The following is a 3,193-nucleotide window of genomic DNA, read 5'->3' on the forward strand; positions in this document are numbered from 1 at the left end:
CGGCTCGCCAGTGCCGCGAACGGCGTTTGGCAGCGCCATTTCACTGGCCGTTACATTGCCTCCCATGGCTCTAGGCTATGACGGGCTGGGCTTCATGTTCGAAAATGCCTTCGCCGCCTTGCTTCTGTTCGCAACGGCGGTCGAATACTGGAAAGGCCGCGACGAAGCCCCTGCCCTGACAACCGGTATCACCGCGCTCTATTCGGCCACGGCCGCATCCTTCGCTCTCTGCGCCATGGTTTTGGCCTGGGAGGGAAAGCTGGTCCTTGGACATGCGCCAAGCAACTGGGCCGAGGAACTGAGCCTCATCATCGTTATCGCCAGCATGACCGGCATCGGAGCGCTTTCCCTGGCCCTGAACCAAGGGCGTCTGGCCCGGCATCACCGCCACAATGCCCTGACCGACCCGCTGACCGGCCTGCTCAACCGCCGCGCCCTATTCGACCTGCACGGCGATGCGCCGGTCGGTGCCTTCACGGCGGTGGTCGTCTTCGACCTCGACAACTTCAAGGCCATCAACGACGAATTCGGCCACGCCGCCGGCGATGAGGTGCTGAAGGTATTTGCACGGGAACTCGCCAGCAATCTTCGCCCGGGTGATGTCGCCGCGCGCATGGGCGGCGAGGAATTCGCGCTGGTGCTGAAGCGGACCTTGCCCGAAACGGTGGAGGCCACCGCCGAGGCCATCCGGGCAGCTTTCGCCGCGCACCACATCGAAACCGAGACAGGCTCGCTGATATGCACGGTCAGTGCCGGATTTGCTTTCGGCACCAAGGAAGGCCTCGGCTTCGACAAGGTGCTCAATGCCGCCGACAAGGCGCTCTACGACGCCAAGCGCGCCGGCCGCAACCGCGTCACCGCTTCTCCGTTCAAGCGCGCAGGCTGATCGCGTGTGTCAACACCGGCCTCTGATCGTGGCGAGACGAATGCAGCTCCTAGGCCGCCATGACAATCTCATTGAAGGTATCGAGATCGACATAGAAGACCTTGGTGATCTCCTCGATCAGATCGTCGTAATCGCAGCCCTGTGATCTCAAGATGTTGATGGCAGCGATGATATCGACACGTTCGATAAGCCGCCGCTTCTGGTAATCCTCGACGTAACGTTCCATGGCTGTCCCTTAGCCTGTGTGCCCAAACGCGTTTGAACGACAGAGATCGCAGGAGGGAAGCTAGGCAGCCTTGCTTGCGTGAAACTTGCCCGGCATTGGCCGTGCTCCTCGATCTGCGATAAACCAGACTGGTACGGAAGCGGCCGACTCACAAAAGCCTAGGAAAAGACTAGCACGCAGTTGCCGATGCACCAGAGAGGCTGGTGCAGGGCCGGAGAAATACTGGACTTGCCAAGGACTTCGGATCGTCAACTGAAGTGCGTTGGCGATTCTAGACCGTCAGGAACTTCCTGACATCAGCACGGTCCAGATCTTCCGCCGGACCGGTATGGACGATCACGCCACGGTCCATGATGTTGACCTCGTCGGCCAACTCGCGACAGAAATCGAGATATTGTTCGACCAGAAGCACGGCGATGCCGGCCTGGTCACGCAGGTAGCGGATGGCGCGGCCGATGTCCTTGATGATCGACGGCTGGATGCCCTCGGTCGGCTCGTCGAGCACCAGCAGTTTCGGCCGCATCACCAGCGCCCGTCCGATGGCGAGCTGCTGCTGCTGGCCGCCGGAAAGATCACCGCCGCGGCGGCCGAGCATCTGCTTCAGCACCGGGAACAATTCGAAGACATGCGCCGGAATGTTGCGGTCGGCCCGTTTCAGCGGCGCGAAGCCTGATTCCAGGTTCTCCCGCACGGTGAGCAGCGGAAAGACCTCCCTGCCCTGCGGTACGAATGCGATGCCCGACCGGGCGCGGTCATACGCCGCGCTCCGGTCGAGCGCCTTCCCCTCGAAGGCAACGCTTCCGCTCGTCAGCCGGTGGTGGCCGACGATCGATCTCATCAAACTGGTCTTGCCGACGCCGTTGCGGCCGAGCACGCAGGTGATCTTGCCGGCGCCCGCCTTCAGCGACACGCCGCGCAGCGCCTGGGCGGCGCCGTAGTGCAGCGTGGCATTGGAAACTTCGAGCATGTCAGCGCCTTTTCCAGAACCGCAGAAACGACAGATCGAAATGATGGAACTGCACCCGCCAGACCATGCTCATCTCCCCAGATAGACTTCGACGACACGCTCGTCGGCCGACACGAAATCGAGTGTGCCTTCCGAGAGCACCGAGCCCTCATGCAGGCAGGTGACCTTGACGCCGAGCTCGCGCACGAAATGCATGTCATGCTCGACGACGATGACCGAATGGTCGCGGGCGATATCCTTGAGCAGCCGCGCGGTCTCCTCGGTCTCGGCATCGGTCATGCCGGCGACCGGTTCGTCGACCAGAAGCAGTTTCGGGTCCTGCGCCAGGAGCATGCCGATCTCGAGCCACTGCTTTTGTCCATGGCTCAGATTGGCCGCCAATTCGTCACGCTTGTCGCCAAGCCGGATGATGCCGAGAATGTCATCGATCTGCCGCGTCTCGGCGGTCGAGCGGCGATGGAACAGCGCCGGGAAGATCGAGCGCGGTCCCTTCAGCGCCAACATCAGGTTTTCCTCGATCGTGTGGCTTTCGAACACGGTCGGCTTCTGAAACTTGCGGCCGATGCCCATCATGGCGATTTCGGCCTCGTCATGCTTGGTCAGATCGACCTGGCCGTCGAAGAACACGTCGCCTTCGTCGGGCCGCGTCTTGCCGGTGACGATGTCCATCATCGTCGTCTTGCCGGCGCCGTTGGGGCCGATGATGGCGCGCATCTCACCCTTGTCGAGCACCAGCGACAGATTGTTGATGGCGCGAAAACCATCGAAGGAGACCGAGACGCCGTCGAGATAAAGGATCGTGTTCGACTTTGACATGGTCGCTCACTCCGCCGGCTGCGGTTCGGGGTTGCTGGCTGACCAGTCGCCGGGCTTTCTCGCCTCGCTGCGAACGATTTTCGCCGGCGGCGGAACGTCGGGGTCGCTGCCGGCTTCCTCGGCAATCGAAGCTGCCCGCAACGCCTTGGCGTTGCCGCGCCAACTGTCCCACATGCCGATGATGCCTTTGGGCAGCAAAAGCGTGACGGCGACGAACAGCCCGCCCAGTGCAAACAGCCAGAACTCCGGCAGCACGCCGGTGAACCAGGCTTTGCCGGCGTTGACCAGCAGCGCACCG

General features: G+C 62.3%; 4 protein-coding genes and 1 pseudogene. 1 reads left to right on the forward strand and 4 read right to left on the reverse strand.

Annotation, left to right across the window (positions count from 1 at the left end; translation table 11 throughout):
- Window positions 1–886: GGDEF domain-containing protein (locus EN906_RS28335; RefSeq protein WP_164777419.1), on the forward strand; the 886-nt coding region annotated here is incomplete at its 5' end.
- Between the two features lie 49 nt (window positions 887–935).
- Here the strand turns inward: EN906_RS28335 and EN906_RS28340 are convergent.
- From EN906_RS28340 to EN906_RS28355, 4 genes and pseudogenes are all read right to left on the reverse strand, one after another.
- A complete protein-coding gene (locus EN906_RS28340) occupies window positions 936–1,112 on the reverse strand; it encodes a hypothetical protein (RefSeq protein WP_081738697.1) in 177 nt (58 codons plus the stop codon).
- A 271-nt stretch (window positions 1,113–1,383) separates the two neighbouring features.
- Window positions 1,384–2,079, reverse strand: coding sequence for an urea ABC transporter ATP-binding subunit UrtE (gene urtE / locus EN906_RS28345; protein ID WP_023813006.1), 696 nt, complete (start codon window positions 2,077–2,079; stop codon window positions 1,384–1,386).
- Window positions 2,080–2,148: 69 nt separating this feature from the next.
- A complete protein-coding gene (gene urtD, locus EN906_RS28350; protein ID WP_127271299.1) occupies window positions 2,149–2,895 on the reverse strand; it encodes an urea ABC transporter ATP-binding protein UrtD in 747 nt (248 codons plus the stop codon).
- A gap of 6 nt (window positions 2,896–2,901) precedes the next feature.
- Window positions 2,902–3,193 (reverse strand): annotated as a pseudogene (locus EN906_RS28355) (urea ABC transporter permease subunit UrtC); the annotation flags it as partial.

The organism is Mesorhizobium sp. M7A.F.Ca.CA.004.06.1.1 (assembly GCF_003999135.1).
Lineage (GTDB): Bacteria > Pseudomonadota > Alphaproteobacteria > Rhizobiales > Rhizobiaceae > Mesorhizobium.

What these genes read in the sequence shown, in the direction of transcription:
- EN906_RS28340 (WP_081738697.1), bottom strand. Translation starts at nt 1,112, where the DNA reads ATGGAACGTTACGTCGAGGATTACCAGAAGCGGCGGCTTATCGAACGT.
- urtE (WP_023813006.1), bottom strand. Translation starts at nt 2,079, where the DNA reads ATGCTCGAAGTTTCCAATGCCACGCTGCACTACGGCGCCGCCCAGGCG.
- urtD (WP_127271299.1), bottom strand. Translation starts at nt 2,895, where the DNA reads ATGTCAAAGTCGAACACGATCCTTTATCTCGACGGCGTCTCGGTCTCC.